The sequence below is a fragment of the Rathayibacter sp. AY1D9 genome (genome assembly GCF_002932395.1).
Lineage (GTDB): Bacteria > Actinomycetota > Actinomycetes > Actinomycetales > Microbacteriaceae > Rathayibacter.
In genome coordinates, this window is the sequence record NZ_PSVQ01000019.1 from 13,605 (window position 1) to 38,795 (window position 25,191).

Genomic DNA, 25,191 nt, shown 5'->3' on the forward strand with positions numbered 1-25,191 from the left:
GTACGATCTCTCTCCGGCGCTCCTGTGCCGAACCCGTCCCGTCCCCCCGGAGGCCGTCGTGCTCGAAGTCGTCCTCGTCCTCGCCCTGATCGCCCTGGTCGCGGTCGTCGTGCTGTGGCGCCGCGCCGTCGGCGCCGAGCGCCGTGCCGCCGAGAGCCGTGCGGAGGAGGCGGCGCGCGTCGTCCGCCTCGAGCTGGCGGTCGGCGAGCAGGAGGCGAGGCTCCGCATCGTCGGCGAGCTCGAGCAGCTCGCGGTCCGCAGCGCCGCGCACGTCGTCGAGGAGGCCGAGAGCGTCCGGCTCACGATCGACCGCGACCCCGCCGCAGCCGCGCGGTCGGCGCAGCGTGCCGTGCGGGCGGCCGAGGCCTCGCTGGCGCAGCTGCGCCGCATCGCGACCGTCGCCTCCGTCGATCCGGGGGAGCTGCCGCGCACCGGCGGCTCCGTCCCCCTGATCGAGGGCGCCCGCGAGCGAGGCCTGAGCGTCCGCGAGGAGTCGTTCGGCGAGCCGTTCCCGCTGCAGGACGGCGCCGAGGTGGCCGTGCTCCGGGTGCTCGAGTACGCCTTCGACTCGGCGCTGGAGACCGGCGGCGCGGGGACCGAGGTCCGCATCAGCTCCCGATGGACGACCACGGGCCTCCGGGTGGAGGTCGACGACGACCGCGAGCAGCACGGCGCGGCGGAGCAGGACGCCAGCGCTCTCGAGGCGGACCTGCGCTCGCTCACCGAGCGCATCGACAGCCCCGCGCTCGCCGAGCTGCGCGAGCGGGCCGCCCTCTTCGGCGGCGACGTGACCGAGAAGCGGACGCCCGGCGTCGGCCGGAGCGTCACCGCCTCGTTCCCCGCGATCCGCCACCACAACGGCGTGCACGGGGTCGACCTGGCCTGAGTCAGTCCTCGAGGTGCTCCACGCCGGGCAGCCACGAGACGCCGGGGCCGCCCCAGCCGCGCTTGCGGGTGATCTTCGCGACCGGCTTGTGGTAGTCGTGCTCGAGGCGGTCGATGTAGAGCACGCCGTCGAGGTGGTCGAACTCGTGCTGGAACACGCGCGCGAACCAGCCGTCCGCGACGATCTCGAACGGCTCCTGCTCGAGGTCGACCGCGCGGAGGATCGCCCGCTCGGAGCGGCGGAGCGGGAAGCGCTCGCCGGGGAAGGAGAGGCACCCCTCCGACTCCGTGTCCTCGTCCGCCTCGCCGAGCGGGGTCGGCGTGACGAACAGCTCGGGGTTGATCGCGACGCCGCGGCGGGGGGTGCCGTCGTCGTCGGCGTAGTCGTAGACGAACAGGCGCAGCGGGACGCCGACCTGCGGGCCGGCGAGGCCGACTCCGGGGGCGGTGTCCATCGTCTCGAACATGTCGGCGACGAGGGTGCGCAGCGCATCGTCGAACTCGGTGACGGGGGCGGCGGGGGAGTGCAGGACGGGGTCGCCGGCGATGCGGATGGGGAGGACGGCCATGGGGGACAGGGTACCGCGGGGCCGCCGACCGGGTCCGCGAGGATCATCCGCTGGGCTCAGCCCCTCACCCGTGCGTCGGAGGACTCCCGGAGGCGTTCTGGGTAGGGTCGACCCCATGCCCGCCGATCTCGCCGAACTCCTCAACGACCCGGCGAAGTTCATCGGCATCCCGATCGCTCTCGTGGGCGCGGTGTTCCTCTCCCTCGGCGCGCAGTTCCAGCACCGGGGAGTGGCGAAGGTGGAGCGGTTCTCGAAGCGCTCCGGCTCCTCCGGGCTCAGCGGCGGCCAGCTGGTCGCGCTGCTCTCGCGCCCCTCGTGGGTGATCGGCACCCTGCTCCTGGGTCTCGCGATCGTCTTCCAGCTGACGAGCCTCGGCTTCTCCCCGCTCATCGTGGTGCAGCCGCTCGGAGCGGTGGCGCTCGTGATCACCGCGGTCGTCAACGCGCGGGTCAGCCGGGTGCGCCTGAACGCGGCGTCGATCCGGGCGATCGTGCTCTGCGTCGGAGGCGTCGGCACGTTCGTCCTCGTAGCGGCGTTCAACGCGGTCGACAAGTCCATCCAGACGCCCGAGCTCATCACGATCCTCGTGATCCTCGCCGTGGTGCTCACGGTCTTCGTCGTCGCCTTCCGCGTCTTCCGCCGCGGAGCGAAGGCGATCTTCTACATCGTGGGCGCCGGAGTGGTCTACGGCTTCGTCGCGACTCTCGCGAAGGTCGTGCTCAACCGCATCAAGTACGGCGAGTTCGACGCGCTGACGGTGGTCTGCATCGTGGCGCTCCTGGCCGCGACCGCGCTCGGCGGGTACTTCGTTCAGAACGCCTACTCCTCCGGCCCGCCGGACCTCGTCGTGGCGGGCCTCACCGTCATCGACCCGCTGGTCGCCGTCGCGATCGGCATCGTCGTGCTCGGAGAGGCGCAGTACGCGGCCCCGTGGGCGATCCCGCTCTTCATCGCGGCCGGTGCCGTCGCCATCTACGGCGTCTTCCTCCTCGCCAAGCACCACCCGCAGGCGCGCTGACGGCGCGGGATCCCGAGTGGTGAGGACTCCTCTGCCTACAATGGGTCCGCGCCGAGAGCCACGAAACCGACCGACCTCCGCCGATCGCTCCCTTCTCTCCCCGAGCGGCACGACACCGATAGGACCTCCCGTGTCAGATCCCCGCGACGCGTCCCGACCGGGATCGCCCGACTCCCGACCGCTGACGGTCGTGATCGGCTGCGACACCTTCGCTCCCGACGTGAACGGAGCCGCGAAGTTCGCCGAGCGCCTCGCCGCCGGTCTCGCGCAGCGCGGCCACGAGGTCCACGTCGTCGCCCCCTCGGCCGACGGCTGGAGCGGCACCCGGGTCGAGACGCACGAGGGCCAACGGATCATCGTGCACCGGCTCTACAGCTGGCGCTGGTACCCGCACGACTGGCTGCGCTTCGCGATGCCGTGGCGCATCCGGCAGAACAGCGCGCGCATCCTCGACGAGGTGAAGCCCGACGTCGTGCACTTCCAGTCGCACATCATCGTCGGCCGCGGCCTCGGGATCGAGGCGGCCAAGCGCGGCATCCGCATCGTCGGCACGAACCACTTCATGCCCGAGAACATGCTCGAGTTCACCCTCCTGCCGAAGGCCGTGCAGGCCAAGGCCGTGGCAATGGCGTGGCGGGCCGCGCGCCGCACCTTCGGCCGGGCGGAGGCGGTCACCACGCCGACCCGCAAGGCCGCGCAGTTCCTCGAGAAGTACACGGGCCTCCGGGGCGTCCACGCCATCTCCTGCGGCATCGACGCCGACAACTACACGCCCGACTTCTCGGCCCGCGCCGGCGACTCGATCCTCTTCGTCGGCCGCGTGACCGGCGAGAAGCACATCGACGTTCTGCTCCGCGCCGTCGCCCTGCTCGATCCGGCGCTCGACGCGAAGCTCGAGATCGTCGGCGGCGGCGACCAGATGCGCAACCTCCAGCAGCTCGCCGCGACCCTCGGCATCGCCGACCGCGTGCGCTTCACCGGCTACGTCTCGGATGCCGAGCTCAAGGAGGCGTACACGCGCGCCACCGTGTTCGCCATGCCGTCCATCGCCGAGCTGCAGAGCATCGCGACGATGGAGGCGATGGCCTCGGCCCTCCCCGTCGTCGCCGCCGACGCGATGGCCCTCCCGCACCTCGTCCACGACGGCGAGAACGGCTACCTCTTCGCGCCGGGCAGCGCCGAGGCCCTCGCCGACCGCCTCACCGCCGTGCTCACGGCCGACCAGGAGGACCTCGAGGCGATGAAGCGCGCCTCCCTCCAAATCGTCGCCGCGCACGACATCAACCGCACGATCAGCACCTTCGAGAGCCTGTATCGTGGGGAGCCGGTGGCCGATCCGGCCTCCGACGCAGCGTCCGCACCCGCCGCCACCTGACGGCCGCTCGGACGGCCGCCGCGGGGCGTTAGCTCAGCCGGTCAGAGCAGCGGACTCATAATCCGTCGGTCACGGGTTCAAGTCCCGTACGCCCTACTCCGCTCCACCCGCGGTGGTTCCTCGTCTCCAGCGCCGGGTCGGACCTCCACCTGATGTCGTTCTCGTCGGAGCGGACGGTCCGGCCCCGTCAGGCCGACGGGCCGTGCCTCAGGACGGCGCCGACGCGGTCCTCGCCGGCACGCCGACCGCGGACGAGTCGGATGCGACGTCGCGGACAACGACGGCGCCGGCTCCGACCCGCACACGGTCGCCGACGGTCACGTCCCCGACGATCGTCGCGCGGGCGCCGATGTAGACGTCGTCGCCGATGACGGGCGTCCGACCCTTCGACTCGCCGATGGTGACGCCGTGGTAGATGAACGCGTTCCTCCCGATGACCGTGCGCGGGTGCAGGATCACGCCGCGGCCCCAGTGGGGGAGCCGCAGGCCGGGCCCGACCTGAGCGGCCGGCGGCAGCTCGGCTCCGACGATCATGCGGGTCCAGACGAGATCGACCAGGCGGTAGACGAGGTGGAGGGGGAGCCGGGTCCTCCGAGAGCTCGAGTACTGCCCGAGTCGGAGGACGAGGACGGTGAGCCGGTCGGAGGCGTGGCCCTTGGCGGCCAGGTCCGCGCGGACGACGGCGCGGAGGTCAGCGAGATCCATGCTCCCAGTCTGAGTGGGCGCCTCGCGGGTGGGTCCGGGCCGTCGGAGATCGTCCGGGGCGTGGCGAGCATCCGCGAGCGGACGACACGGTGGCGCGATGCGCTAGCACGTCCCGACGCGCCGCGCCCGTACTGGCCGCTCCCCGCTCGACGTGATTGCCTGATCCTGTGCCTGATCTTCCGATGTTCCCGCTCGGCTCCGTGCTCCTGCCGCACATGCCGCTCCCGCTCCGGCTGTTCGAGCCGCGGTACCTGCGGATGCTCGGCGACGTCCTCGAGGACGAGACCCTCGCGTTCGGCGTCGTGCTCATCGAGCGCGGCCAGGAGGTGGGCGGCGGCGACCAGCGGTTCGCGGTCGGCGCCCGCGCGCGCATCCTGAACATCGACGGGGCGGAGTCGTTCGTCACGCTCGACTCCGTGGGAGAGGAGCGCTTCGAGGTCGTCCGCTGGTACGAGGACGACCCGTACCCGCGCGCCGAGGTCCGCCTGCTGCCCGATCTGGAGTGGGACGAGAAGCACGCCCCCGCGCTGGCTGCGGCGGAGTCGGCGGTCCGCACGGCACTGGCGGTCGCGAGCGAGTTCGTCGAGCAGCGCTACGGCGCGGTCGTCGAGCTCGCCGAGGATCCGGCCGCGCACGCTTGGCAGCTCGCCGGCGTCGCACCGGTCACCGAGCTCGACCGCCTCGCGTTCCTCCGCAGCTCCACCATGGAGGAGCTGCTGGAGTCGGTCCGGGAGCGCTCCGCCGAGGCGACCGAGTCGTTCCGCGCCGGCTGGGCCTGAGCCCCGTCCCGGCGTCCCACGACGAGCCCGTCAGTCCTCGAGGCTGACGCCGCGCTCCTCCGCCAGCTTGACCAGGTCGTCGACGACCACGAGCGCCATCCGCACCGAGCGGTCGCGGCGGTACTCCTCGTCGTCCGGGTCGATCCGCGAGGTGCGGTCGAGGGTCTCCTCGATCGACTGCGCGAGCTCGCGCCACGCGTCCTGACGGGCGTCGTCGACGAGCGTCGCGAGGTACTCCTCGTCCTGCGCCCGCCTGTGGAGGGAGTCGGCGACCAGGAGCGAGAGCCGCTCGCGGTGGTCGAGGTTGTCGACGTCGGCCGAGCGGTAGTCGTGCACGTGGTCGGAGCGGCCGCCCACCGAGGTCACGTCGGCGGCGATGCCGCGCAGGCGCTCGGCGGCTGCCTCGGACTCGCGCGCCAGCTTCTCGAGCTCCTCCGCGGCGACGACGGAGTAGCGGCCCGAGTCGAAGGGGACGTCAGCACCGAGGCCGTCCATCAGCACACGGTTCTTCACGGCCATCCGGCTCGCGTACTGCGCGAGCATCAGGCCCTCCTCGGCGGCCTCCTCGACGGAGGCGGGCTCGCGCGACGGGTTCTCATCGGGGTCGTACGGCTCCATCTTGAACCTGCGTCGACGCCGGAACCACACGTGCGTCACCTACATCCCGGAGCAGGCGCCCCGCCCGCCGGAGCACCTCTTCGAGAGTACCCGGCGGGCGGGCGCCGTGGTCGGCGGCTCAGGCCTCGCGCCAGTCGTCCTGCCGGAGGTGGGAGCCGGCCTGCGGCCCCATCTGCAGCATCCCGCCGTCCACGACGTACGAGGATCCGGTGATGTAGGAGGCGGCGGGAGAGGCCAGGAAGGCGACCACCGCCGCGATCTCGCGGGCGTCGCCGGGGCGGCCGAGGGGGATGCCGGGGCGGTCGATCGTGACGGGGTCCACATCCTCGGCGTCGTTCATCGGCGTCGCGATCTCCCCGGGGGCGACGGCGTTGACGGTGATGCCGAGGGAGCCGAGCTCGAGTGCGGCCACCTTCAGCAGGCCGCCCAGCCCGTGCTTAGCAGCGGTGTAGGCGACGGAGCCGACCCGCGGCTGGTGCTCGTGGACACTGGTGACCGCGATGATCCTGCCGCCCGTGCCCTGGGCCGCCATGCGCCGCGCGGCGCGCTGGAGGCAGACGAACGCTCCGTCGAGGTTCAGGGCGACGGTCGAGCGCCAGCTGTCGAGGCTCTGCTCGAGGAAGGGCTCGCCTCCGCCTCCGCCCGCATTGCTGACGGCGACGTCGAGCCCGCCCAGTCGATCCGCGAGGTCGTCGATCACGTCGCCCGCGCCCTCCAGATCCGTCGTGTCGAGGCGCGCGATCTCGGCGCGCCGGCCGAGGGAGCGCACCTCCTCCGCCGTGCCCTGCGCGCCCTCCTCGTCGCTGTGCCAGGTGATGCCGACGTCCATGCCCGCCTCGGCCAGTGCCACCGCGGTCGCCCGGCCGATGCCGGAGTCAGAAGCGGTCACCAGTGCACGGGTGGGCTGGAAGTCTCGAGGTCCCTGGGTCATGTCGTCTCCTGTCTCGATCGGGCCGCCGATCCGGCGGACACGGGTCGATCCCATCAGCGGATCCGGCGCGCTCGGGAGCCGGTTGACAGGTCCGGGCTCGCGCGAGACGCGTGGCGGTGTCCCCGCTGAGCGCCCCGATCGCGTTGACTGGGCGGATGGATCACCGGCGCATCTCGGTCGTCGTCCCCGTGAAGGACGACGCCCGCCACCTCGAGCAGCTGCTCGAGCTCCTCCGCGAGCAGACGCTCGCTCCGTTCGAGATCGTCGTCGTCGACGACGGGAGCACCGACGACAGCGCCGCCGTCGCGCGAGCGGCGGGCGCGCGGGTGGTGCGGCACGACGGAGCCGGGATCCCGGCGAGCACGGCGCACGGCTTCGACGAGGCGCACGGCGACGTCCTCGCACGGCTCGACGCCGACTCCCGCCCGGGACCCGACTGGCTGGCGCGCCTGGCCGGCCACTTCGCCGATCCCGAGGTCGGAGCGGTGACCGGTCCCGGACGCTTCGACGAGCTCGGCCCGATCGCCCGGGTGATCGCGCGGGTCGCCTACATGGACGCCTACTTCGTGCTGATGGGGTCGGCGCTGGCCAACTGGCCGCTCTTCGGCTCCAACTGCGCCGTCCGCCGGTCGGCGTGGGAGGAGATCGCGGAGGAGATGCACCGGCACGACGCCTACGTGCACGACGACGTCGAGATCAGCGTGCACCTGGGACTCCGGCACCGGATCGTGCTCGACCGCCACCTCGAGGTCGGCATCTCGGCCCGCCCCTTCGGCGCCTTCGCCGACATGCTCCGCCGGTTCGACCGCGCTCTGCACACGCTGGCGCGGCACCCCGGGATGGGGTCGTCCCTGCAGCGCTGGACGCACCGGGTGCGCCGCACCCACCGCGACCGCCTGCGAGCGACGGCCGCGGCGCGCCGCTCCGGCTGACGACGAGAACCGACGGCGCCGCCTGACGGCTAGGGCTGGGCCGCGTCCGGCCGGGCCGCGTCGGGCTCGGCCTCCGCCGCCCGATCCTCTCCGGGCGCGGTGCGCCCCTCCTTCGGCATCGCCCAGACCGCGGCGAGCATGCCCACGGCGAGGACCGTGAGCGCGATGCAGACGAAGCGGGTGCCCTCGGCGAGGTCCGCCGGTGCGGGGACGCCGCCGCCCGCCTTCGCGTTCACGATCGCGCCGAACACGGCCACGGCGACGGCGCTGCCGATGTTGCGGGCGAAGAAGTTGGTCGAGGAGACCACTCCGCGCTCGTTCCAGTCGACGCTCGACTGCGCCCGGATCAGCGTCGGAGTCGCCACGAGCCCCATGCCGGCGCCGATCAGCACGCAGAAGCCGGCGATCTCCCACAGCGTCGAGGAGGCGCCGAGCAGGATGGTCAGCGCCGTGCCGATCACGACGAGCCCCGCTCCGAGGAAGCCCGTGTTGCGGAAGCCGATGCGCAGGTAGAGCCGGCCCGACAGGCTCGCCGCGACCGGCCAGCCGAGCGTCATCGCCGCGACGGCGAAGCCCGCGCCGAGGGCGGAGCTGCCGAGCACGCCCTGCGCGAAGGTCGGGAAGTACGAGGTGACGCCGAGCGTGATCGCGCCGACGGTCACCGAGACCAGGCTGGTCGAGATCAGCACGCGCCGCGTGAGGACCCAGAGGGGGAGCACCGGGGCGGCAGCTCGCCGCTCGATCGCGACGAAGCCTGCGAACGCGAGGGCCGAGACGACGAACACGCCGACTCCGGCGGGGGAGAGCCACGGCCAGGCGCTGCCGCCCTCGAGCAGCCCGAGGATGAGCAGCGCGGTGCCCACGGCGAGCACGGAGGCGCCCGCCACGTCGATCCGCTGCTTCTCGCCCCGCGTGGTCTCGCGGAAGCTGCGGATCAGGAGGAACGCCGCCAGGAGGCACAGGGGGATGTTGACGAGGAAGATGCCGCGCCAGGCGCCCAGGTCCGAGAGCACGCCGCCGAGGGTCGGCCCGACGACCGAGGAGATGCCCCAGACGCTCGCGAGGTAGCCCTGGGTCTTCGCACGCTCGGCGACCGTGTAGATGTCGCCGGCGATGGTGATGCCCATCGGCTGGATCGCTCCGGCCCCCAGGCCCTGCAGGGCTCGGAACGCGATCAGCGCGGGCATGCTCCAGGCGAGGCCGCACAGGAGCGAGCCGACCAGGAACAGGGCGATGCCGATCAGCATGATGGGCTTGCGCCCGATCACGTCGGCGAGCTTGCCGTAGAGGGGGACCGAGACGGCCTGGGCCAGCAGGTAGATCGAGAACAGCCAGGGGAACTGCTCGAAGCCCCCCAGGTCGGCGACGATGGACGGCACGGCCGTCGAGAGGATCGTGGCGTCGAGGGCGACCAGAGCGGTCGAGATCATCAGGGACAGCAGGATCGGGCCGCGCTCCGAGCGCAGTCCGACACTCGCGCGGGTGGGGGCGTCGGTCACTCTGCCCAGGCTATTCCACAGCCGGGGGATGGAAGCGGGGAGGAGAGGATCCGCTCCGGGGCTCGGTAGACTGGTGGCATGGAACTCGTTCTCTGGCTCGTCGTGTCCGCCATCGCCGGTGTCGGCCTCGTCTCCGGAGTCGCGGCTCTCATCGCCATGACGCGGGCGCCCTGGTCGGCCGACAAGTAGCCGCCCGGCCGGCCTCGCGCCGGCACTACTCGTAGATCCGCACCACGCTCCACTGCGGCTCCGTCGACGCGACCACGTCGAGCACGAACGCGCCGCCGGTCGCGAGGTCCGTCGCCTGGAAGCGCCAGCCGCCGATGCTCACCGGTGTGCGCCCGAACGTCGGCGGGAACCCCTCGAGGGGCGCCCACCACTCGCTCGTGCAGGTCCACACCGTCGGCCGGTCGGTCACCCGGTAGCTCCCGCCCCGCCACTCGAGCGCGATCGGCACTCCCTCGCCGTCGGTCGAGACCAGCGCCGTCTCGTCGATCACCGCCATCGTCGTGCTCCCGTTCACTCGCCGGACCCGGTTGGCCGTTCGAACATGTGTTCGATAGTCTGCGAGTGTACGCCGCGGCGCTCGTGCTCGCCACGGCCGCGGATCGACCGGTGGGAGGCGCGATGATCGAGTGGAGTCCGCTCCAGATGCTGCGCAGCAGCGGGCAGGACGAGTGGGTGATGGTCGACGCCCTGCGCACCGGCCGGATCGGCCTGGTGCGCCGCATCGAGACCGGCCCGTACCGCGAGACCTGGTTCCGCGCGGTGACCTGGGCGGCGGAGCCGGAGAGGCGGACGCTCGTGGGCTACTCCCGCTCGATGGACACCATCGCGGCCGCCCTGTGGGCCCATCAGCCGCCGACAGCGCAGGAGAAGCCCTTCCCCGGCTACCCGCCCTCGCGGCCGTCGCCGTGACTCCTTCAGCGAGAGGGGGCCCGGCCGTCCCCGCGACGGCGGCCTCCGTGTCCGCCACGGGGGAGAATGGCCCGATGCTCCTCGCACTCGTCGGCGGCCCCACGGGGGCGTGGCGGGCGGTCGACCCCGTCGGCGTCGCCGAGGCCGGGAGCGGCCGGGGCCCGGCCGAGCTGGCGGCGTTCGTCCGGGAGCGGGAGCCGGAGCGCCCGCGCTGGGTCTGGGACGACACCGCGCGCTGGTACCCCGCACTGCTGTCGGCCGGCGTGGTCGTCGCCCGGTGCCACGACCTCCGGCTGGCCCGCGCGATCCTCCGCCGCTCGGTCTCCGCCGCCGCATCGGCTCTCGCGCGCTCGCCCCTCGACCCGTGGGACGCGGGAGCCGCGGCTCCCGCCGCGCAGGACACGCTGATCGGATTCGAGGAGGCGGCGGGCGGCTCCGACGAGCTCGACCCCGTCCTCGAGCTGGCCCGGCAGGAGGAGGCGCTCTCCGGCGCCGCCGAGGCCGGCCGGCTCCGCCTGCTGCTCGCCGCCGAGTCCGTCGGCGCCCTGATCGCTCGCGAGATCGCCCACGCGGGGCTGCCGTGGCGCGCCGATGTGCACGACCGGGTGCTCACCGGGATGCTCGGCCCCCGCCCGCTCTTCGGCGGCCGCCCGGCCCTGCTGGAGGCGCTGGCCGTCCGTCTGCGCGACGAGCTCGGCGCGCCCGAGCTCAACCCCGACTCGCCGGCCGAGCTCCTCAAGGCGCTGCGGCGCGCGGGGCTGCCGGTCGAGTCGACGCGCTCCTGGGAGCTGCAGTCCCTCGAGCATCCCGCGGTGCCGCCCCTCCTGGAGTACAAGAAGCTCTCCCGGCTGCTCACCGCCAACGGCTGGGCATGGCTCGACGCGTGGGTGCGCGACGGACGGTTCCGGCCGGAGTACGTGGTGGGCGGCGTCGTCACCGGCCGCTGGGCGACCTCGGGCGGAGGGGCGCTGCAGCTGCCGCGGCAGATCCGCGCCGCGGTCACCGCGGATCCGGGCTGGAGCCTCGTGGTCGCGGATGCCGCGCAGCTCGAGCCGCGCATCCTCGCCGCGCTCTCGGGCGACTCGGCCATGGCCGCCGCCGGGCGGGGCCGCGACCTCTACCAGGGCATCGTCGACGCCGGCGTGGTCCCCGACCGGCCGAGGGCGAAGGTCGCGATGCTGGGGGCGATGTACGGGGCGACGAGCGGGGAGGCCGGACGGCTGCTCCCGAGGCTCGCCCGTGCCTACCCGCGCTCGGTCGCGCACGTCGAGGCGGCGGCTCGGGCGGGGGAGCGCGGCGAGAGCGTCTCGACGTGGCTCGGGCGCAGCTCGCCTCCCGGCCCCGAGGGGCTCTCGGCCGATGCGGCGCGAGCGCGCGAGTGGGGACGCTTCACCCGCAACTTCGTGGTGCAGGGGACCGCGGCCGAGTGGGCGCTCTGCTGGATGGGCGAGCTGCGGGCGCGACTGCGCGCCGAGGGCGGCGCGGTCGGCCGGGCGCACCTCGTCTACTTCCTGCACGACGAGGTGATCGTGCACGCTCCCGCCGACGTCGGCGAGCGGGTCGCCGCGATCGTCCGCGAGGCGGCGGTGCGCGCCGGACGCTCGCTCTTCGGAGTGGGCGAGGTCGACTTCCCGGTCACCGTCGCCGTCGTCGACTCCTACGACCAGGCGAAGTGAGACGCGGGATCAGTACCAGTGCGGCGAGCGGTTGTTCCAGCTCGACCACGCGTTGCAGGGCGAGCCGTAGGCGCTCTTGATGTACGAGAGGCCCCAGTCGACCTGCGTCGCCGCGTTCGTCTGGTAGTCGGCTCCCGAGTTGGCCATCTTGCTCGCCGGGAGGGCCTGCGGGATGCCGTAGGCGCCGGAGGAGCGGTTCAGCGCGTTCCAGCGCCATCCCGACTCGCCGTTCCACAGCGGGATGAGGCACCGGTCGACCTGGTCGGCGCCCCAGCCGAAGCGGCCGACGGCGGTCCGGGCGTAGGCCTGGGCCTGCGCGGGGGAGAGGCCGTCCGTGCGTCCGGCGTAGGTGCCGAGGGCGGCGATGGTCTTGGCGGAGCTGTTGCGCGCGCCGGTCGGGTCGTCGTCGCCGAGCTCGACCGGGCCGCCTCCGCCGCCTCCACTGTTGGAGGGCGCTGCCGGAGCCGCGGCCGCGGCGGGAGCCGACGCGGCGCGCTGGCGGGCGGCCTCGGCCTCGGCGGCGAGGCGGGAGAGGCGCTGCTGCTCCTCGAACGCCGACTTCGCGTCCTGGCCGTCGGCGTACTCCCGCTCGATCTCGGCGGTGGTGTTCTTGAGCGAGGCGAGCTGGGTGTAGAGCTCCTGGCTGTACTTCTCCTGGTCGGCGACCTTGGCGTCGGCCTCGGCCTGAGCGGAGCGGGCGACCGAGAGCGCGTCGGCCGCGGCGGTGGCGAGGGAGACGCGCTCGCCCCGGGCCTGCTCGGCCTGAGCGGCGAGGGAGACGGCCTGGTTCTCGGTCGACTGCGCCGCGGTCTGGAGCCGGCTGGTCTGCTGGGTGAGCTGCGTCATGGTGCCGAGGCGGTAGAGCAGCTCGCTCGACTCGTCGCCGCCGATGAGGAGGTTGAGCGTCGCATCGGTCCCGCCGTTGCGGTAGAGCTGCGCGGCGAGACGGCCGGCCTGCTCCTTCGCTGCGTCGGCGTCCGAGCGGGCGGCGGAGGCGCGCTCCTCCAGGGCGCTCACGCGCTGGGTCGCCTCGTCGAGAGCGCTCTGCGCGGCGTCCGCCTCGGCGGCCCGGCTGATGGCGGCGTCGGTGAGGGCGGCGGCCTGGTCGCGCAGGTCGGCGAGGAAGGCGGTGATGCGGTCGACCTCGGCGGCGGTGGCGCTCTCGCTCGACTTCGCGGCCTCGACATCGGACCACGAGGGGTAGTCGGACGGGTCGTAGGCGGCGGACGCGGAGAGCGGGGCGGCGAGGGCGGCGCACAGGACGAGGACCGTGCCCGCTCCGGCGGCGACGAGGCGCCGGCGCGCCCGGGAGGGGACGCGGAGACCGAGGGGGGTGCGGGACATGCGAACCACCCTAGGCGACGGCACCCGCGCCTGTCTCGTCCTAGCTCGAGGCTCGACGGCCCCGGCGGGGACGCTCGAGAGCGTATCCGCGGACGCCCCGTCCCGGCCCGTCGCCCGTGAGCTCGTCGCGGGCCGCCTCGAGGAGGCGCCGCAGGGCCTCCTCCCGCACGCGGGCGGCGATCGCGGCGAGGCGGCGCTGCGGGTGCGCGTCCTCCTCCTCCGCCTGCTCGTCGGCGGTGGCGGGCAGCGAGCTCTCGTACGCGTCGAGGACGGCGGCGAGGTCGGCGCCGGACAGGCTCGAGGCCAGCAGCACCCGGTCGAGGACGTCGTCCCAGTCCTCCTCCGGGGACGCTCCGCCACCCGTCAGCCAGGCGGCCGCCTCCGCGCGGCCCTCGCCGGTGAGCGCGTGCAGGGGGAGGCCGTCGTCGGTGGACCCGGCCGAGACGACGAGGCCCCGCTCGCGCAGGCGCTCGAGCGTCGAGTAGATCTGGCCGACGTTGACCCGGGGCCGGTGCGCGGCACGGTCGAGGAGCTCGGCGTGCAGCTGGAGGCCGTAGGCGGGGCCGAGCGTGAGCAGGGCGAGCAGGCCGTCGCGGACGGACACGGTGCTCCTCCCGGCGGGCGTCTGGCGGTGTGCGGCGTCCGGCGGCGCGGACGACCCGAGTATAGGCAGGAGCCGCCCACGGCCGGTCGAGCAGGCGCGGCGAGCCGCCTTGACGGAGGTCCGCCGCTCCTGCATGATCGGGCGTGGTGGCACGTCCACCGTCATAATCGAAGAAGGCGCACCGCAGAGTGTTCCGTGGTCCGGGTCGTTGGGGAAGACGCACCGGGACGAACGGAGGACACCATGGTGGCGCAGCAGACTCGGGGTGTGCTCTTCGTGCACTCCGCCCCCCGCGCGCTCTGCCCCCACCTCGAGTGGGGGACAGGTCGCGCCCTTGGTCGTGCCGTGAACTTCGCCTGGATCGAGCAGCCCGTGCTCCGCAGCACCCTGCGCGCCGAGTTCGCCTGGGAGGGCCCGGTCGGAACCGGTGCCGTCATCGCGTCCGCTCTCCGCGGCTGGGCCGACGTCCGCTACGAGGTCACCGAGGAGCCCTCGCCCGGCGTCGACGGAGGCCGCTGGATGCACACTCCCGAGCTCGGCATCTTCTACGCCCAGACCGACAGCGCGGGCAACACCGTCGTGCCCGAGGACCGCATCCGCTCCGCCATGGAGCTCGCCGGCGCCGACCCCATCGAGCTGCACCGCGAGCTGCGCCTCGCCCTCGGCCAGGCCTGGGAGGACGAGCTCGAGCCCTTCCGCTACGGCGGCGACTTCGCCCCCGTCGTCTGGATGCACGGGGTCGGCTGAGTTCGTTCGACGCCGCTCCTCGCGCGGCGTCGCGCAGTCGGCTCGGTCGGGTGGTCGGGTTCCGTGGAGCGGCTTGCGTCCGGCGACGCCGATCCGCTGGCACGCGGATCGGCGGATACGCCTCGCGGGGGCCGCTCGCTCCCGCCTCCATGAACCAGGCGGCCAGCGGACCCCTGTTCCGGCAGAGGCCCGCCTCGAAGTCGCGCCGTCGCCTCACGGTTGCCGCTCGCTGCGCACGTCGACCAGACGGTCGGCGGAGCACCGCGTTCCGGCGGAGGGCGTCGGAAGACTCGCGGAGCCGCCCGCACCTCTGTTGCGCACGACGCCGACGGCTCGAGTCGTGGCGTGGCGTGGCGCACGCTCCCCACGAGCGCAGCCGCCCTGATCCGAGCGTCCGACCCGAGTCGCGGCGAAGCCCGCGCTCCCACCCGGACAGCTTCGTTGATCCGAGCATCCGACCCGAGCCGCGGCGAAGCCCGCGCTCCCCACCAGCACGGCGTGCTCACCAGCCCGCACCAGACGGCGGCGCAGATCCCTCGCGGCACGAGGCGTATCCGGGGATCCGCGTTCCAGCGGATCACCGTCGCCGCACCGCACCGGCCCTCGGAAACCCCGCCCCCCTCCCCAGCGGACGCGCCTGCGCCGCGCAAGGAGCGGCGCAGCCCGCTTTCCGCACGGTGGAGCGGGGCTACGCCCCGCTACACCGTCCGGAAAGCGGCAACAGCATTGTGCCCCCCGAACCCGAACGAGTTCGAGATGGCGACCAGCGGTCCGTCGCCGAGGGCGCGGGGGCTGGTGACGACGTCGAGGGGGATCTGGGGGTCCTGCTCGAAGAGGTTGATGGTGGGGGGTGCGGTGCGCTCGTGGAGGGCGAGCACGGTGAAGATGGCCTCGAGCGCGCCGGTGCCGCCGAGGAGGTGGCCGGTGGACGCCTTGGTCGCGGAGACGGCGATGTTCGGGAGGTGGTCGCCGAAGACGCGCAGCAGGGCGCGGTACTCGGCGATGTCGCCGACCGGGGTGCTCGTCGCGTGAGCGTTGACGTGGGTGACGTCGGTGAGCGCGGCTCCGGCCTGCTCTAGGGCGCCGATCATGGCGCGGGCGGCGGCGGAGCCCTCGGGGTCCGGCGCCGTGATGTGGTACGAGTCGCTGGTGACGGCGCCGCCGGCGAGCTCCGCGTAGATGCGGGCTCCGCGGGCGAGGGCGTGCTCCTCGGTCTCGAGGATGAGTGTCGCGGCGCCTTCTCCGAGGACAAAGCCGTCGCGGGAGACGTCGTAGGGGCGCGAGGCGGTCGCCGGGTCGTCGTTGCGGCGCGAGAGGGCCTGCATCGACGCGAAGGCGGCGATCGGGAGCGGGTGGACGACCGACTCCGTGCCGCCGGCGACGACCACGTCGGCGAGGCCGAGCTGCATGTGCTCGTAGGCGTTCGCGAGGGCCTCGGTGCTGGAGGCGCAGGCCGACACGTCGGTGCGGGCGTAGGCGCGGGAGGGGATGGCCATGCTGATCGCGGCGGCGGCCGCGTTGGGCATGAGCATCGGGATGGTCATCGGGAGGACCCGGCGGGGACCGCGCTCGCGGAGGGTGTCCCACGCGTCGACGAGGGTCCAGAGGCCGCCGATGCCGGTCGAGTAGTCGACGCCCACGCGGAGCGGGTCGACGTCGGTGATGCCGGAGTCGGCCCAGGCCTCGCGGGCCGAGATGAGCGCGAACTGGCTGGAGGGGTCGAGGCGCTTCGCCTCCGGGCGGGAGAGCACCTCCTCCGGGCGGACCTTGGCCTGGGCGGCGAAGGTGACCGGGATGTCGTACTGGGCGACCCAGTCCTGCTCGAGGGAGCGGACGCCTGATTCGCCGGCGAGGAGTGCGTTCCAGGACTCCCGGGCGGTCCCGCCGAGGGGAGTGCTGGCACCGATTCCGGTGACGACGATCTTCTTGGTCATGACGAGCTTCTCTGTTCCGTGTGGGTGGGTGCCGGGCTCACCCCGGCCGACGATCGCCGGCCGGGGTGTCCGCCACGAGGACGGGGTGCGCGGGCGACGACTACTCGGACGCCTTGACGATGAAGCGGACCGCGTCGCCGACCGTCTTGAGGTTCTTGACCTCGTCGTCGGGGATCTTCACGTCGAACTTCTCCTCGGCGTTGACGACGATGGTCATCATCGAGATGGAGTCGATGTCGAGGTCGTCGGTGAACGACTTGTCCATCTCGACGGAGTCGGTGGCGATGCCCGTCTCGTCGTTGACAAGCTCGGCCAGGCCGGCGAGGACTTCTTCGTTGGACAGTGCCATGGTTCTCTCCTTGGGGGTTCTTCGGGTGTTCGTCAGTGACCGTAGGTCAGTTTAGGGGTGGGGTCGCGCCGGTCACGGGAGCACCACGACCTGCGCGCCGAACACCAGTCCGGCGCCGAAGCCGATCTGCAGCGCGAGTCCGCCGTGCAGCTCCGGGTGCTCCTCGAGCAGGCGGTGGGTGGCGAGCGGGATCGACGCGGCGGAGGTGTTGCCGGTGGTCTCGATGTCGCGGCCGATAGCGACGGTCTCGGGGAGCTTCAGCTGCTTCGCGAGCTCGTCGATGATGCGCATGTTCGCCTGGTGGGGGATGAACGCGGCGAGGTCCTCGGGCTGGACGCCCGCCTCCGCGAGCGCCTGCTTGGCGACCTTGGCCATCTCCCAGACCGCCCAGCGGAAGACCGACGGGCCGTCCTGGCGGAGGGTGGGCCATTCGGCGGTGCCGTCGCGGTAGGCCGCGAGCGGGTTGTCCATGCCGACGGTGTCCCACTTGGAGCCGTCGGATCCCCACACGGTCTTCGAGATGCCGGCGGTGTCGCTGGGGCCGACGACCGCGGCGCCCGCGCCGTCGCCCAGGAGGAAGGAGATGCTGCGGTCGGTCGACTTGACCAGCTCGGACAGCTTCTCGGCTCCGACGACGAGCACGTACTCGGCCAGGCCGGAGCGGATGAAGGAGTCGGCCTGGGCGATGCCGTAGGTGTAGCCGGCGCAGGCGGCCGAGATGTCGTACGCCGGGGCGGGGTTCGCGCCGATGCGGTCCGCGAGGAGCGCGGCCAGCGACGGGGTCTGCACGGTGTTGCTGATCGTGGAGACGAGCACGACGCCGATCTGGTCCGGGCGGATGCCCGCCTTCTCGATCGCCTCGAGGGAGGCGGTGGTCGCGAGGTCGACCGCGTGGATGTCGGCGGAGGCGCGGCGGCGCTCGATGATGCCGGTGCGCTGGCGGATCCACTCGTCGGAGGAGTTGATCGGCTCGATCAGGTCGTCGTTCGGGACGACGAGGTCGCCGCGTGCCGCGCCGATGCCGAGGATCCGGGTGTACGCGCTGCCGCTGGACTGGGTGAGGGAAGGGGTCGTCATGGGGTCTCTCCTGCTAGGCGGCGTGCTCGTCGAGGAAGGCGCGGGCGGCGTCCACGTCGTCGGGGGTCGTGATGGCGATGCTCGGCACGCCCTTGAGGCCGCGCTTGGCGAGGCCGACCAGCGCGCCGGCGGGTGCCAGCTCGATGATCCCGGTGACGCCCGCGTCGGCGAAGGCCGCCATGCAGAGGTCCCAGCGGACGGGGGAGGCGACCTGGCCGACGAGCAGCTCGAGGAACGCGGCACCGGAGTCGACGACCGACCCGTCGCGGTTCGTCCAGAGCCGGAGCGTCGGGTCGGAGGGGGTCAGCCCGGCGGCGACGCCGGCGAGGGAGTCGCGGGCGGGCGCCATGTAGCGGGTGTGGAAGGCGCCGGCCACCTGCAGGGGGATCACGCGGGTCCCGCGGAGCGGCTCCGCCTTGAGTGCCTCGAGCGCGTCGACCGCGCCGGCGACGACGATCTGCCCGCCGCCGTTGTAGTTGGCCGGCTCGAGGCCGAGCTCGTCGAGACGGGCGATCAGGGCCTGCTCGTCGCCGCCGAGGACCGCGCTCATCGCGGTCGGCTCGGCGGCGGCCGCAGCGGCCATGGCACGGGCGCGCTCGCGGACGAACACCAGCGCGTCGGCCTCGGTGAGGACCCCGGCTCCGGCGGCCGCGGTGATCTCGCCGACGGAGTGGCCGGCGATGCCCGCGATGCGCTCGCGCCGTCCGCCCTCGAGGAGGGCGGCGAGGCTCACGAGTCCCGCGGAGACGATCAGGGGCTGGGCGACCGCGGTGTCGCGGATGGTGTCCGCGTCCGAGACGGTGCCGTGCGCGGCGAGGTCGATGCCGACCGCCTCCGAGTGCGCGGCGACCTGCTCGGCCACGGAGGGGATCTCTAGCCAGGGGGCGAGGAATCCGGGGGTCTGGGAGCCCTGACCCGGGGCGACGACGACGATCACGGTATTCAGTCTTCCGATCTGCGCTCGCACGTGCGGCGCGTGGAGCCACTGACAAAGCACAAAGAGCTTGTCGCGGGTCTACAAGTGTTCAGGGGCGGGAGGGGTTCGGCGAGCGGAGGGCCTCAGCGTCGGGACGGCTTCCGGCGGACGGCGCCGTCCGGGTCGCTCATGGAGCCGAGGATGAGGGCGGACTGGAGGATGAGCGCCTCGCGGGCGCCCGTCGCGTCCCAGCCGATCACCTCGGCGACCCGCTTGAGGCGGTAGCGCACCGTGTTCGGGTGCACGAACAGCTCGCGGGCGGTCGCCTCGAGGGAGCGGCCGTTGTCGAGGTAGGCCCACAGCGTGGTCAGAAGCTCGGTCGAGTGCTTCTGCAGGGGCCGGTAGATCTGCGTGATGAGGCTCTGGCGGGCGAGCGGGTCGCCGGCGAGGGCGCGCTCGGGAAGGAGGTCGTCGGCGTTGACCGGTCGCGGCGCGTTCCGCCAGGAGCGGGCGACCGCGAACCCTGCGAGGGCCGCGCGGGCGCTGCGGGACGCCTCGACCAGGGTCGGCACCTCGTGGCCGAGGACGAGGTGGCCGGTCCCGAAGCCGGGCTCGAGCGCCTCCGCGATCTCGAGGAACGCGACCGGCGGGCCGGTCTCCTCCGTGGCGTTCTCGCTCGGCTCGGCGCGGCCGATGACCAGGACGAGCCGGCTGCCCTGCACGCCGATCAGCACGTCGGCGTCCATGTGCCGGGCCGTGCGGCGCAGCTGGTCGACGTCGAGCATCTTGGGAGCGGTGCCCACCAGGACGGCGACCTCGCCGTGGCCGTGCCAGCCGAGGGCGGCGATCCGGCTGGGCAGCTCGTCGTCGGCCTCGCCCGTGAGGATCGAGTCGACGACCAGCGCTTCCAGGCGCGCGTCCCAGAGACCTCGGGCCTCGGCGGCGCGCGCGTAGACGTCGGCCGCGGCGAAGGCGATCTCACGCGAGTAGAGGAGGATCGCCTCGCGGAGGTCCTCCCCGCCGTTCTTGATCCGGTCCTCGACGACCTCGACCGTCACCTTGATCAGCTGCAGCGTCTGCGTCAGCGAGACGGAGCGCAGCAGCTCGCGGGGAGCGGCTCCGAACACGTCCGCCGCGATCCACGGCGTGGCCGACGGGTCGTCGAACCACGAGATGAACGAGGTGATGCCGGCCTGGGCGACGAGGCCGACCGCCGAGCGCCGACCGGGGGGCATGCTGCCGTACCAGGGCAGCGTGTCCTCGAGTCGCTTGATCGTCTGCGTCGAGAGCTCACCGGCGAGGGTGCGCAGCCAGGCGAGGGTCTGCTCCTTCGTGCGGGGAGCGCCCGGCCGGGTGGCCGGACGCTCCGCCGCAGGAGCAGGACCCCGCGCACTCGACGGTGCGGGTTCCTGCGAGAGCACGGACTCGTCCGTCAGCTCTCGCCGCCCGCGTTGCCGGTGGTGCCGGCGTTGACGTCGAGGAGGCGGTACTTCTCGATCGCCTGGACGGCGAGCGAGGGGTCGACCTCGCCGCGCTTGGCGAGCAGCTGCAGCGTCCGCACGACGACCGAGGGGCCGTCGATCTGGAAGTAGCGCCGCGCCGCCGCACGGGTGTCCGAGAAGCCGAAGTCGTCCGCGCCGAGCGTCGCGAAGTCGCCCGGGATGAACTGGCGCAGCTGGTCGGGGACCTGGTGCGAGAAGTCCGAGACGGCGACGAAGGGGCCCTTCGCGTCGGCCAGCTTCTGCGTCACGTACGGCACCTGCTCGGCGTCCTCGGGGTGGAGGAAGTTGTGCTGCTCGGCCTTGATGCCGTCGCGGCGCAGCTCGTTCCACGAGGTGACCGACCAGACGTCCGCCGAGACGCCCCAGTCCTCGGCGAGGAGCTTCTGCGCCTCGATCGCCCACGGCACCGCGACGCCCGAGGCGAGGAGCTGGGCCTTCGGCCCGTCCCACTGGCCCCAGGAGATGCGGTGGATGCCGCGGACGATGCCCTCGACGTCGACGTCCTCCGGCTCCTTCGGCTGCACGATCGGCTCGTTGTAGACCGTGATGTAGTACATGACGTTCGGGTCGGTGTGCTTCCCGCCGTACATGCGCTCGAGTCCGGACTGCACGATGTGCGCGATCTCGTACCCGTAGGCCGGGTCGTAGCTCACGACGGCGGGGTTGGTCGCCGCGAGGATCGGGGAGTGCCCGTCCGCGTGCTGGAGGCCCTCGCCGGTCAGCGTGGTGCGTCCCGCGGTGGCGCCGATCATGAAGCCGCGCGACATCATGTCGCCGGCCGCCCAGATCGCGTCGCCCGTGCGCTGGAACCCGAACATCGAGTAGAAGACGTAGACCGGGATGAGCGGCTCGCCCTGCGTCGAGTACGAGGTGCCGATCGCGGTGAACGCCGCGAGGGCGCCCGCCTCGTTGATGCCGACGTGGAGGATCTGGCCCTGCGGGCTCTCCTTGTAGGCCAGGAGGAGCTCGCGGTCGACCGACGTGTAGTGCTGGCCGCGCGGGTTGTAGATCTTCGCGTTCGGGAAGAACGCGTCCATGCCGAAGGTGCGCGCCTCGTCCGGGATGATCGGGACGACGCGGTTGCCGAAGTCCTTCGAGCGGAGGATGTCCTTCAGGATGCGGACGAACGCCATGGTGGTGGCGATCTCCTGCGTCCCGGAGCCCTTCTTGCCGACCGCGTAGGCCGAGTCCTCGGGAAGGTTCAGCTGCGTGTACTTCGAGCGGCGCTCGGGGAGGTAGCCGCCGAGCGCGCGGCGGCGCTCCTGCAGGTACTCGATCGCCTCGTCGTTCTGACCGGGGTGGTAGTACGGCGGCAGGTAGGGGTTCTCCTCTAGCTGCGCGTCCGTGATCGGGATGCGCATGGTGTCGCGGAACGACTTGAGGTTGTCCAGCGTCATCTTCTTCATCTGGTGGGTCGCGTTGCGGCCCTCGAAGCTGCGGCCGAGACCGTAGCCCTTGATGGTGTGGGCGAGGATGACGGTGGGCTGGCCCTTGTGCTCCGTCGCGGCCTTCATGGCCGCGTAGATCTTGCGGTAGTCGTGGCCGCCTCGGCGCAGGCCCCAGATCTGCTCGTCGGAGTAGCCCTCGACGAGCTTCTTGGCGCGCGGGTCGCGGCCGAAGAAGTTCTCGCGGACGTAGGCGCCGTCCTCCGTCTTGTAGGTCTGGAAGTCGCCGTCGGGCGTCTTGTTCATCAGGTCGAGCAGCGCGCCCTCGGTGTCGCGGGCGAGCAGGTCGTCCCACTCGCGGCCCCAGATGAGCTTGATGACGTTCCAGCCCGCGCCGCGGAAGTACGACTCGAGCTCCTGCACGATCTTGCCGTTGCCGCGGACGGGTCCGTCGAGGCGCTGGAGGTTGCAGTTGACGATGAAGTTCAGGTTGTCGAGGCCGTCGTTCGCGGCGACCTGGAGCTGACCGCGCGACTCGACCTCGTCCATCTCGCCGTCGCCGAGGAACGCCCAGACCTGCTGGTCGGAGGCGTCCTTGATGCCGCGGTTGGTGAGGTACTTGTTCGCCTGCGCCTGGTAGATGGCGTTGATCGGGCCGAGGCCCATCGACACGGTCGGGAACTGCCAGAACTCCGGCATGAGCCGCGGGTGCGGGTAGCTGGAGAGCCCGCCGCCCCGGTGCGACTTCTCCTGGCGGAATCCGTCGAGCTGGTGCTCGCTCAGGCGTCCCTCGAGGAAGGCGCGCGCGTACGGGCCGGGGGAGGCGTGGCCCTGGATGAAGATCTGGTCGCCGCCGCCCGGGTGGTCCTGGCCGCGGAAGAAGTGGTTGAAGCCGACCTCGTACAGCGAGGCGCTCGACGCGTACGTCGAGATGTGGCCGCCGACCCCGATGCCGGGACGCTGCGCGCGGTGCACGAGGATGGCCGCGTTCCAGCGGATCCACGCGCGGTAGCGGCGCTCGACGTCCTCGTCGCCCGGGAAGTCGGGCTCGTTCTCGGGCGCGATGGTGTTGATGTAGTCCGTGGTGGGCACCATCGGCACGCCGAGGTGGAGCTCCTTGGAGCGCTTGAGGAGGCTGAGCATGACGTCGCGCCCGCGACCCCGGCCCCGCTCCTCGACGAGCGCATCGAGCGACTCGTTCCACTCCGACGTTTCCTCGGGGTCCGAGTCCACGTGACCGACGGAATACGGGTCCTGATCGTTAACAGTCACCCTCGACCTCTCTCTGGGGGCAGATCGTGCCCGAGACATCACTCTCATGAAGCGGTGCGGATCCGCGGATCCGGGGCTCGGATGACGAGCCGCGCGCGGGCACCTCCGTCAGCCTAGCGATTCCCGTGCCCCGAACCTGGAATCGCACTGTGGTGATCCACGAGGAATGGGCGCCGACGACTGTAGGAGAGCGCCAGACGGGACGCGTCGACCGGCCCGTGATCGGGGGAGACGGGCCGTTCCTTGGAGTCTGCGCGGAGCGGGTCTAGCATTGCCCCTCGTGCTCGCGCGACTCTCGTGCGCACGGAAGGACATCGGACCGATGGCTCTCGAGAAGCTGACCCTGGCTCCCGACTTCGAACTCGCGAACCAGTACGGCGAGCGCATCCAGCTGGGCGACTTCCACGGGCGGCGCAACGTCGCCCTGGTGTTCTTCCCCCTCGCCTTCTCCGGCACCTGCACGGGCGAGTTCTGCGCGCTGCGCGAGAACCTCTCCCTCTTCGAGCACGCCGACGTGGAGCTGATCGGCATCTCGGTCGACTCCAAGCACACGCTGCGCGCCTGGGGCGAGAAGCAGGGCTACGACTTCACGCTCCTCTCCGACTTCTGGCCGCACGGCGACGTCGCCAAGCAGTACGGCGTGTTCACCGAGGCGAAGGGCTACGCGACCCGCGCGACCTTCCTCATCGACAAGGCCGGCGTCATCCGGGACACGTTCATGACCGCCCCGGGCGAGGCGCGCTCGATCGACGCCTACCGCGCCGCGATCGACGCGCTCGCCCCCGCGCACGTCTGACCCTCCGGAGGCGGACCGCCCCGGTCGTCAGCTGAGGATGTTGACGGCCCGCGAGATCACGAGAGCCAGCAGGACGAATCCGGTGAACGCCTCGGCGATCATCAGGAGCTTCATCCGGCTCGACAGCGGCATCGTGTCGGTCGGGCTGAACGCCATGGTGTTCGTCGTCGAGACCGAGAGGTAGTCGACGAATCCGGGCCGCCAGTCGGCGCGATCGGAGGAGGTCGCGGCGACCTCGGGCGCGGTGTCGCGGTAGGTGTCCTGCGGGAAGGCGAAGTCGGCCGCCGGCAGCTCGGTGCGGGGGAGCGTTCCGCGGGCGACCGGACCGCCGCGGTCGAGCTCCCAGAACAGCAGCGCGTACGCGACGACGTTGGTGACCCAGACCTGGAGCGCGGTGAGCAGCAGCGGCGGGCCGTCGGCCGTCCCGTCGACGAGGTCGATCACCACGGCGACCACGTTCACCTGGTTCGCCACGGCGAGCACGACCGCCAGGGCGATGGAGACCCCGCGCGACCAGCGCGTCTCGCTGTCGAGTCGGTGCGGGTTGACGACGAACAGCGGCACGAGCAGCGCGAGCGTGATGCCGGCGGCGACGAGGCGGACCATCGAGGTGTCGGCGCTGTGGCCGGCCACGTTCAGGGCGACGGCCACCAGGATCGCGGCGGAGGCGGGCCAGCGGCTCTCGGCGCGCCGCCTCGCCCGGGAGTCGCTGTCGGCGGTCATGTGCCGAGGCTAGTGCCCGCAGGTGGCCGCTCCGCCTGCCGTAGGATCGAGTCGATCGTCCGCGGGTGCGCCCGCGACGGGGGCCTTTAGCTCAGTTGGTAGAGCGCCACGTTTACACCGTGGATGTCATCGGTTCGAGCCCGGTAGGGCCCACCACCTCCGCCGATCGGACACTGCGCGTCAGCGGGACTGGCGGCGCTTGTAGGGCTTCGGCTGGCCCTTGACGATCGGCGCGCGCCCGGTCCCCTTGGAGGCCTTGGCCTTGCCTCCCGACTTCGGGGCCGCCTCCGGCTCGTCGCCGAGCGCGGCGAGCTCCTCGCGGGCCGAGGCGAGGCGCTGCCGCCCGGCCGCGGTGAGGGTCGTGGCGGCGGCACCGGGCTCGAAGAGCGGCTTGCCGAGGTCGAGCTCGACGGCGGCGACGGAGGAGTCGAGCTTCTGCCGCGAGATGCCGAGGCGCTCGGCGGCGCGCACGAAGTGCAGCTCCTCGGCGACCGCCACGAAGTGGCGCAGCTGGCTGATCTTCATCCCGAACCCTTCACGGCCGCTCCCTGCGGCACGACCACGGTACGCGGTCCGGGAGGGGGCGCCGACCGCCGGGAGCGCCACCAGGAGCAGCGGCGACCCGTCGATCCGCGCC

General features: G+C 72.6%; 25 protein-coding genes and 2 tRNA genes. 11 read left to right on the forward strand and 16 right to left on the reverse strand.

The window, feature by feature from the left end; genetic code table 11:
• Nucleotides 1-58 precede the first annotated feature (58 nt).
• Nucleotides 59-886 (forward strand): hypothetical protein, encoded by an 828-nt coding sequence (locus C5C50_RS09555; protein ID WP_104223449.1) that lies wholly within the window; start codon nucleotides 59-61, stop codon nucleotides 884-886.
• A 1-nt stretch (nucleotide 887) separates the two neighbouring features.
• Here C5C50_RS09555 and def read toward each other — a convergent pair whose 3' ends face one another.
• Nucleotides 888-1,454, reverse strand: coding sequence for a peptide deformylase (def, locus tag C5C50_RS09560; RefSeq protein WP_104223450.1), 567 nt, complete (start codon nucleotides 1,452-1,454; stop codon nucleotides 888-890).
• Nucleotides 1,455-1,569: 115 nt separating this feature from the next.
• Between def and C5C50_RS09565 the strand changes: the two genes are divergently transcribed.
• The 3 genes from C5C50_RS09565 to C5C50_RS09575 all read left to right on the forward strand — a co-directional run bounded on the left by C5C50_RS09565 (nucleotide 1,570) and on the right by C5C50_RS09575 (nucleotide 3,943).
• Nucleotides 1,570-2,472 carry a DMT family transporter gene (locus C5C50_RS09565; RefSeq protein ID WP_104273337.1) on the forward strand — a complete coding sequence of 301 codons (903 nt, stop codon included), beginning with the start codon at nucleotides 1,570-1,572 and terminating at the stop codon, nucleotides 2,470-2,472.
• Nucleotides 2,473-2,602: 130 nt separating this feature from the next.
• Nucleotides 2,603-3,847, forward strand: coding sequence for a glycosyltransferase (locus tag C5C50_RS09570; RefSeq protein ID WP_258063521.1), 1,245 nt, complete (start codon nucleotides 2,603-2,605; stop codon nucleotides 3,845-3,847).
• 22 nt (nucleotides 3,848-3,869) lie between these two features.
• A tRNA-Ile gene (locus C5C50_RS09575) sits at nucleotides 3,870-3,943 on the forward strand.
• A gap of 111 nt (nucleotides 3,944-4,054) precedes the next feature.
• Here the strand turns inward: C5C50_RS09575 and C5C50_RS09580 are convergent.
• On the reverse strand, nucleotides 4,055-4,552 hold the full coding sequence (locus tag C5C50_RS09580) for a DapH/DapD/GlmU-related protein (RefSeq protein ID WP_104247517.1): 498 nt from the start codon (nucleotides 4,550-4,552) through the stop codon (nucleotides 4,055-4,057).
• 167 nt (nucleotides 4,553-4,719) lie between these two features.
• Here C5C50_RS09580 and C5C50_RS09585 point away from each other — a divergent pair, with 167 nt between their 5' ends.
• Nucleotides 4,720-5,331: an LON peptidase substrate-binding domain-containing protein gene (locus tag C5C50_RS09585; RefSeq protein ID WP_244229436.1), complete on the forward strand. Its 612-nt coding sequence runs from the start codon at nucleotides 4,720-4,722 to the stop codon at nucleotides 5,329-5,331.
• A 30-nt stretch (nucleotides 5,332-5,361) separates the two neighbouring features.
• Here C5C50_RS09585 and C5C50_RS09590 read toward each other — a convergent pair whose 3' ends face one another.
• Both C5C50_RS09590 and C5C50_RS09595 read right to left on the reverse strand, forming a co-directional pair.
• Nucleotides 5,362-5,949: a hypothetical protein gene (locus C5C50_RS09590; protein WP_104223455.1), complete on the reverse strand. Its 588-nt coding sequence runs from the start codon at nucleotides 5,947-5,949 to the stop codon at nucleotides 5,362-5,364.
• A 118-nt stretch (nucleotides 5,950-6,067) separates the two neighbouring features.
• A complete protein-coding gene (locus tag C5C50_RS09595) occupies nucleotides 6,068-6,880 on the reverse strand; it encodes an SDR family oxidoreductase (protein WP_104273352.1) in 813 nt (270 codons plus the stop codon).
• Between the two features lie 155 nt (nucleotides 6,881-7,035).
• Between C5C50_RS09595 and C5C50_RS09600 the strand changes: the two genes are divergently transcribed.
• Nucleotides 7,036-7,812, forward strand: coding sequence for a glycosyltransferase family 2 protein (locus C5C50_RS09600; protein ID WP_104223456.1), 777 nt, complete (start codon nucleotides 7,036-7,038; stop codon nucleotides 7,810-7,812).
• A gap of 29 nt (nucleotides 7,813-7,841) precedes the next feature.
• Here the strand turns inward: C5C50_RS09600 and C5C50_RS09605 are convergent, their stop codons facing one another.
• Nucleotides 7,842-9,242: an MDR family MFS transporter gene (locus C5C50_RS09605; RefSeq protein ID WP_104263019.1), complete on the reverse strand. Its 1,401-nt coding sequence runs from the start codon at nucleotides 9,240-9,242 to the stop codon at nucleotides 7,842-7,844.
• 283 nt (nucleotides 9,243-9,525) lie between these two features.
• Entirely contained in the window at nucleotides 9,526-9,810 is a 285-nt protein-coding gene (locus tag C5C50_RS09610) for a hypothetical protein (protein ID WP_146076961.1), read from the reverse strand.
• Nucleotides 9,811-9,938: 128 nt separating this feature from the next.
• On the opposite strand from C5C50_RS09610, the gene C5C50_RS09615 reads away from it, so the two are divergent.
• On the forward strand, nucleotides 9,939-10,229 hold the full coding sequence (locus C5C50_RS09615) for a hypothetical protein (RefSeq protein ID WP_146076962.1): 291 nt from the start codon (nucleotides 9,939-9,941) through the stop codon (nucleotides 10,227-10,229).
• 74 nt (nucleotides 10,230-10,303) lie between these two features.
• Entirely contained in the window at nucleotides 10,304-11,905 is a 1,602-nt protein-coding gene (locus C5C50_RS09620; protein WP_104226676.1) for a bifunctional 3'-5' exonuclease/DNA polymerase, read from the forward strand.
• Nucleotides 11,906-11,914: 9 nt separating this feature from the next.
• Here the strand turns inward: C5C50_RS09620 and C5C50_RS09625 are convergent, their stop codons facing one another.
• Together C5C50_RS09625 and C5C50_RS09630 are read right to left on the reverse strand one after the other, a co-directional pair.
• Entirely contained in the window at nucleotides 11,915-13,249 is a 1,335-nt protein-coding gene (locus C5C50_RS09625) for a hypothetical protein (protein ID WP_104269256.1), read from the reverse strand.
• A 40-nt stretch (nucleotides 13,250-13,289) separates the two neighbouring features.
• Nucleotides 13,290-13,853, reverse strand: coding sequence for a PadR family transcriptional regulator (locus tag C5C50_RS09630; RefSeq protein WP_181129978.1), 564 nt, complete (start codon nucleotides 13,851-13,853; stop codon nucleotides 13,290-13,292).
• A 243-nt stretch (nucleotides 13,854-14,096) separates the two neighbouring features.
• Between C5C50_RS09630 and C5C50_RS09635 the strand changes: the two genes are divergently transcribed.
• Nucleotides 14,097-14,600: a DUF3145 domain-containing protein gene (locus tag C5C50_RS09635; RefSeq protein WP_104226674.1), complete on the forward strand. Its 504-nt coding sequence runs from the start codon at nucleotides 14,097-14,099 to the stop codon at nucleotides 14,598-14,600.
• A gap of 698 nt (nucleotides 14,601-15,298) precedes the next feature.
• Here C5C50_RS09635 and C5C50_RS09640 read toward each other — a convergent pair.
• The 6 genes from C5C50_RS09640 to aceE all read right to left on the reverse strand — a co-directional run bounded on the left by C5C50_RS09640 (nucleotide 15,299) and on the right by aceE (nucleotide 23,035).
• A complete protein-coding gene (locus C5C50_RS09640) occupies nucleotides 15,299-16,534 on the reverse strand; it encodes a beta-ketoacyl synthase (RefSeq protein ID WP_104226673.1) in 1,236 nt (411 codons plus the stop codon).
• Between the two features lie 100 nt (nucleotides 16,535-16,634).
• Nucleotides 16,635-16,883, reverse strand: a complete 249-nt coding sequence (locus C5C50_RS09645) for an acyl carrier protein (protein ID WP_104223463.1) — start codon at nucleotides 16,881-16,883, stop codon at nucleotides 16,635-16,637.
• A gap of 72 nt (nucleotides 16,884-16,955) precedes the next feature.
• Nucleotides 16,956-17,960, reverse strand: a complete 1,005-nt coding sequence (locus C5C50_RS09650; protein ID WP_104223464.1) for a beta-ketoacyl-ACP synthase III — start codon at nucleotides 17,958-17,960, stop codon at nucleotides 16,956-16,958.
• A 13-nt stretch (nucleotides 17,961-17,973) separates the two neighbouring features.
• On the reverse strand, nucleotides 17,974-18,897 hold the full coding sequence (locus C5C50_RS09655; protein WP_104226672.1) for an ACP S-malonyltransferase: 924 nt from the start codon (nucleotides 18,895-18,897) through the stop codon (nucleotides 17,974-17,976).
• Between the two features lie 122 nt (nucleotides 18,898-19,019).
• Nucleotides 19,020-20,186, reverse strand: coding sequence for a CdaR family transcriptional regulator (locus C5C50_RS09660; protein ID WP_181027189.1), 1,167 nt, complete (start codon nucleotides 20,184-20,186; stop codon nucleotides 19,020-19,022).
• Nucleotides 20,187-20,308: 122 nt separating this feature from the next.
• Complete coding sequence (gene aceE / locus C5C50_RS09665; RefSeq protein WP_104223467.1) at nucleotides 20,309-23,035, reverse strand: pyruvate dehydrogenase (acetyl-transferring), homodimeric type; 2,727 nt, start codon at nucleotides 23,033-23,035, stop codon at nucleotides 20,309-20,311.
• 322 nt (nucleotides 23,036-23,357) lie between these two features.
• Here aceE and C5C50_RS09670 point away from each other — a divergent pair, with 322 nt between their 5' ends.
• Complete coding sequence (locus C5C50_RS09670) at nucleotides 23,358-23,831, forward strand: peroxiredoxin (RefSeq protein WP_104223507.1); 474 nt, start codon at nucleotides 23,358-23,360, stop codon at nucleotides 23,829-23,831.
• A gap of 27 nt (nucleotides 23,832-23,858) precedes the next feature.
• Here the strand turns inward: C5C50_RS09670 and C5C50_RS09675 are convergent, their stop codons facing one another.
• Nucleotides 23,859-24,554, reverse strand: a complete 696-nt coding sequence (locus tag C5C50_RS09675) for a hypothetical protein (protein ID WP_104273340.1) — start codon at nucleotides 24,552-24,554, stop codon at nucleotides 23,859-23,861.
• Between the two features lie 80 nt (nucleotides 24,555-24,634).
• Between C5C50_RS09675 and C5C50_RS09680 the strand changes: the two genes are divergently transcribed.
• Nucleotides 24,635-24,710, forward strand: a tRNA-Val gene (locus C5C50_RS09680).
• A 24-nt stretch (nucleotides 24,711-24,734) separates the two neighbouring features.
• Here C5C50_RS09680 and C5C50_RS09685 read toward each other — a convergent pair.
• Nucleotides 24,735-25,079 carry a LysR family transcriptional regulator gene (locus C5C50_RS09685; RefSeq protein ID WP_104223469.1) on the reverse strand — a complete coding sequence of 115 codons (345 nt, stop codon included), beginning with the start codon at nucleotides 25,077-25,079 and terminating at the stop codon, nucleotides 24,735-24,737.
• Nucleotides 25,080-25,191 lie beyond the last annotated feature (112 nt).

Coding starts and splice junctions, on each gene's coding strand:
- C5C50_RS09645 (WP_104223463.1), bottom strand. CDS start 16,883: ATGGCACTGTCCAACGAAGAAGTCCTCGCCGGCCTGGCCGAGCTTGTC.
- C5C50_RS09675 (WP_104273340.1), bottom strand. CDS start 24,554: ATGACCGCCGACAGCGACTCCCGGGCGAGGCGGCGCGCCGAGAGCCGC.
- C5C50_RS09650 (WP_104223464.1), bottom strand. CDS start 17,960: ATGACGACCCCTTCCCTCACCCAGTCCAGCGGCAGCGCGTACACCCGG.
- C5C50_RS09590 (WP_104223455.1), bottom strand. CDS start 5,949: ATGGAGCCGTACGACCCCGATGAGAACCCGTCGCGCGAGCCCGCCTCC.
- C5C50_RS09685 (WP_104223469.1), bottom strand. CDS start 25,079: ATGAAGATCAGCCAGCTGCGCCACTTCGTGGCGGTCGCCGAGGAGCTG.
- C5C50_RS09635 (WP_104226674.1), top strand. CDS start 14,097: ATGGTGGCGCAGCAGACTCGGGGTGTGCTCTTCGTGCACTCCGCCCCC.
- C5C50_RS09565 (WP_104273337.1), top strand. CDS start 1,570: ATGCCCGCCGATCTCGCCGAACTCCTCAACGACCCGGCGAAGTTCATC.
- C5C50_RS09670 (WP_104223507.1), top strand. CDS start 23,358: ATGGCTCTCGAGAAGCTGACCCTGGCTCCCGACTTCGAACTCGCGAAC.
- C5C50_RS09600 (WP_104223456.1), top strand. CDS start 7,036: ATGGATCACCGGCGCATCTCGGTCGTCGTCCCCGTGAAGGACGACGCC.
- C5C50_RS09615 (WP_146076962.1), top strand. CDS start 9,939: ATGATCGAGTGGAGTCCGCTCCAGATGCTGCGCAGCAGCGGGCAGGAC.
- C5C50_RS09625 (WP_104269256.1), bottom strand. CDS start 13,249: ATGTCCCGCACCCCCCTCGGTCTCCGCGTCCCCTCCCGGGCGCGCCGG.
- C5C50_RS09620 (WP_104226676.1), top strand. CDS start 10,304: ATGCTCCTCGCACTCGTCGGCGGCCCCACGGGGGCGTGGCGGGCGGTC.
- def (WP_104223450.1), bottom strand. CDS start 1,454: ATGGCCGTCCTCCCCATCCGCATCGCCGGCGACCCCGTCCTGCACTCC.
- C5C50_RS09605 (WP_104263019.1), bottom strand. CDS start 9,242: ATGATCTCGACCGCTCTGGTCGCCCTCGACGCCACGATCCTCTCGACG.
- C5C50_RS09580 (WP_104247517.1), bottom strand. CDS start 4,552: ATGGATCTCGCTGACCTCCGCGCCGTCGTCCGCGCGGACCTGGCCGCC.
- C5C50_RS09640 (WP_104226673.1), bottom strand. CDS start 16,534: ATGACCAAGAAGATCGTCGTCACCGGAATCGGTGCCAGCACTCCCCTC.
- C5C50_RS09595 (WP_104273352.1), bottom strand. CDS start 6,880: ATGACCCAGGGACCTCGAGACTTCCAGCCCACCCGTGCACTGGTGACC.